The 3,761-nt window shown below is 73.0% G+C and carries 2 protein-coding genes; both read left to right on the top strand.

Annotation, left to right across the window (positions count from 1 at the left end; all coding sequences use genetic code 11):
- Window positions 1–76 precede the first annotated feature (76 nt).
- Window positions 77–3,616: an SDR family NAD(P)-dependent oxidoreductase gene (locus AC27LF_RS45260; RefSeq protein ID WP_479665187.1), complete on the top strand. Its 3,540-nt coding sequence runs from the start codon at window positions 77–79 to the stop codon at window positions 3,614–3,616.
- A 47-nt stretch (window positions 3,617–3,663) separates the two neighbouring features.
- A partial coding sequence (locus tag AC27LF_RS45255; RefSeq protein ID WP_479665188.1) for a polyketide synthase docking domain-containing protein occupies window positions 3,664–3,761 on the top strand: 98 nt, incomplete at its 3' end.

The raw sequence follows: 3,761 nt of genomic DNA, 5'->3' as shown, positions 1-3,761 counted from the left end.
TTTCCAACACCACCGCTATTGGCCCGCACCACCCACGGCTATCGGTGGCCACGACGCCGACAACACCGGACATCCGTTGCTCGCGGGTGTGGTGGAGGTGCCGTCCACTGGGGCGTTGGTGTTCACCGGCCGCCTCGATGCGGGACAGCACTCCTGGCTGGCCGATCACCGGGTGCACGACCAGGCCGTGCTGCCCGGTGCCGCGCTGGTCGATCTGTGCATCGCCGCCGGAGACCGGGCCGGCTGCCCCGTCCTTGACGAACTGGTCATCCAGGCCCCGGTGGTGGTGCCCGCGACCTTGCGGATCGTGGTCGACGCGGCCGGTTCCGACGGCGTCCGGCCGGTCACGGTGCACAGCCGGGCGGGGGAGCAGTGGGTCCCGCACGCCACGGGTGTGCTGAGTGACCGGGTGCCCGCCGAGCCGGAACCGGTGGCGGGTGCCTGGCCGCCCGCCGACGCCAAGCCGCTGGAACTGTCCGGTGCCTACGCGCGGTTCGCCGCGGCGGGCCTGGGCTACGGTCCCGCCTTCCAGGGGCTGACCGCTGCCTGGGCCGGTCCCGAACCGGGCGAGGTCTACGCGGAAGTCGAACTGCCCGAGGCCGTGGCGGGGCAGGAAGCCGTCGAGGGTTACGGGATCCACCCCGCCCTGCTCGACGCCGCCCTCCACGCCGCGATCCTCGTCGGCGACGACGAGACGGTGCTGCCGTTCGCCTGGAACGGGGTGTGCCTGCATGCGATCGGCGCCACCCGGCTGCGCGTCCGTCTCAGCGTGCAGGACAACAAGATCCGTCTGCTGGCCTCCGACCCGGCCGGTGCGCCGGTGCTCACCGTCGACACGCTGGTCGGGCGCCCCTTCACCGCCCCGCCCACCTCCGCTGTACCCCAGGGGGCCGACGATCTCTACCGCGTCGACTGGATCCCGGTCGCAGTGCCGGACGCCGACGCCGGGGCCGACCTCCGCCTCGTCCCCGAGGTACTGCGGATGCCGGCCGCCGGCGGCGACGAACCCGAGTCGGTCCACCGCGTCTGCCACACACTGCTCGCCGGGCTCCAGCACTGGCTGACCGCACCCGACTCGGACACGTCCCGGCTGATCGTGCTCGGCGAGCGCGCCGTAGGCGCGTACCCCGGTGAGAGCGTCGACCCCGCCATGGCCGCCGCCTGGGGCCTGGCCGCCAGCGCCCAGGCCGAGACCACCGGGCAGATCACCCTCGTCGATCTGGCCCCCGGCACCGACGTGGACGACGGCCTGCTGGCCGCGCTGGCCGCCACCGGCGAACCCCAGCTCGCGGTCCGCCCCACCGGCGTGCTCGCCCCCCGGCTGGTGCGCATGAACGACCGCGCCGACCTGCCCATCACCCCCGCCGCGCTGGCCGGTCCGGTGCGCGTCGGGATGCGCGACGGCGGCAGCGTCGACGATCTGGCCTGGCTGCCCGCCCCCGAGGCGGACCGCGATCTGGAACCCGGCGAGATACGTGTCGCCGTCCACGCGGCCGGCCTCAACTTCCGTGACGTCATGACGGGCCTCGGCCTGGTGGCCGGCGACGTCGGCCGGTTCGGCGGCGAGGCCGCCGGTACCGTGCTGGCGGTCGGCTCCGCCGTGACCGACCTGGCCCCCGGTGACCGGGTGGTGGGCATGACCGCGGGCGCGTTCGGCTCGGTACTCGTCGGTGACCGACGCACGTGGGCGCGGATACCCACGGGACTCACCTGCGCACAGGCCGCCGCCCTGCCCATCGTCTGCCTGACCGCCTGTCACGGCCTTGTGGAGCTTGCGCGGCTGAAGCCCGGGCAGAAGATCCTCGTGCACGCCGCCGCGGGCGGGGTCGGCATGGCCGCCACCTACCTGGCCCGGCACCTGGGCGCCGAGGTGTACGGCACCGCTCACCCTTCGAAGTGGCCGGTGCTGCGTGAGCTGCTCGGTTTTGACGACGAGCACCTCGCCGGCTCGCGCGACCTGGGCTTCGCGGACTCCTTTCCGAGCGACTTCGACGTCGTCCTCAACTCGCTGACCGGCTCCTTCATCGACGCCTCGCTGAGGCTGCTGCGGCCCGGCGGTATGTTCCTGGAGATCGGCAAGACCGACATCCGTACGTCCGAGCAGGTCGACGCCGTCCGCGACGACATCGACTACCGGGCCTTCGACCTGCTCAACCAGTCGCCGGACCGGGTCGCCGACCTGCTGGCCACCGTGTGCGCGCTCGTAGAGAGCGGCGACCTGCCACCGCTGCCGGTGACGGCCTTCGACATGCGGCAGGCCCCAGAGGCGTTCCGGCACATGAGTCAGAGCCGGCACACCGGCAAGATCGTGCTGACCATCGACCCGCCGCACGACCCCGACGGCACCGTCCTGATCACCGGCGGCACGGGCGACCTGGGCCGCCTGCTGGCCCGGCACCTCGCCGACGCCGGCCACCGCCGACTGCTGCTGGTGTCCCGGCGCGGCCCGGCCGCCCCCGGCGCCGAGGAACTGCGCGACGAGTTGGCCGCGGTCGGCGCGAGCGTCGATATCGAGCCCTGCGACATCACCGACCGCGAGGCGGTGGCCGCACTGCTCGCCAGTCGGCGCATCACCGGCATCGTGCACACCGCAGGCGTGCTCGACGACGGTCTGATCGGCGCACTCTCCCCGCAGCGGACGGACCAGGTGCTGCGCGCCAAGGCAGACGCCGTCGCGTATCTCGACGAACTCTCCCGCGACCTGGACCTGAGCCTGTTCGCGGTGTTCTCCTCCGCCACCGGTGTACTCGGCGGCCCAGGACAGGGGAACTACGCGGCGGCCAACGCGGCCATCGACGCGATCGTCCGCCGCCGTCGCGCCGCCGGACTGCCCGGCATCTCGCTCGCATGGGGACTCTGGGACCGGCCGGGCGGAATGGCCGGCGGACTCACGGACGCCGACCGCGCCCGCATGGCCCGGCGCGGCGCCGCGGCGATGGACGGCCCGGCAGGCATGGCCCTGTGGGACGCCGCGCTCACCCACAACCGGGCCCTCATGGTGCCCGCCCGGCTCGACCTCACCCACGCCGGACAACTCCCACCGATCTTCTCCGGCCTGGCACCTCGTGCCGATCGTCGCCGCGCTGGACAGGCCACGGAGCCGAACGGTGACCTGCGCAGCCGGCTGCTCGCCGTGCCGCCCGCCGACCGGTCCCGGCTCGTCACGACGACCGTCACCGAACACGCGGCCCGCGTCCTCGGCCGCACCGACCCCGCCGGCCTGGACGCCGAACGGCCCTTCACCGACCTCGGCTTCGACTCACTGACCTCCGTCGAGCTGCGCAACCGGCTGTCGCGCGCGACCGGCCTCACCCTGCCGGCCACCCTGACTTTCGACTATCCCACCCCCGCCGCGGTCGCCGACCATCTCCACGGCCTGCTGGCAGGCGACGAAGACGAGCGGCGGAACGTCACCGAAGTGATCGCCGGCGTGGAGACCATGCTCGCCGAGGCCGACCTGGCCGAGGTCGACCACGGCGAGATCGAGTCCGCTCTGCGACGCCTGCTGCACCGCTGGACCGAGCGCCTGCCCGGCGACGACACCTCCACCGATCTCGATGACGCCTCGGCGGGGGAACTGTTCGCGCTGCTCGACAAGGAACTCGGCACCACCTGATCTCCCTGGCCAAGTCACCGCTCGTCCAGTCACGGAATCGAGGACAAGTGTCGGACGACCAGAAGTACCTGGACTACCTCAAGCGCTCCACCGTCGAGATCCGCGAGCTGCGCCGCCGCCTGCACGAGACCGAGAGCAAGAGCAG

It is taken from the genome of Streptomyces diversicolor (assembly GCF_057537855.1).
The sequence above is the reverse complement of the archived record's forward strand: the minus strand, read 5'-3'. Positions and strand labels throughout refer to the sequence as shown.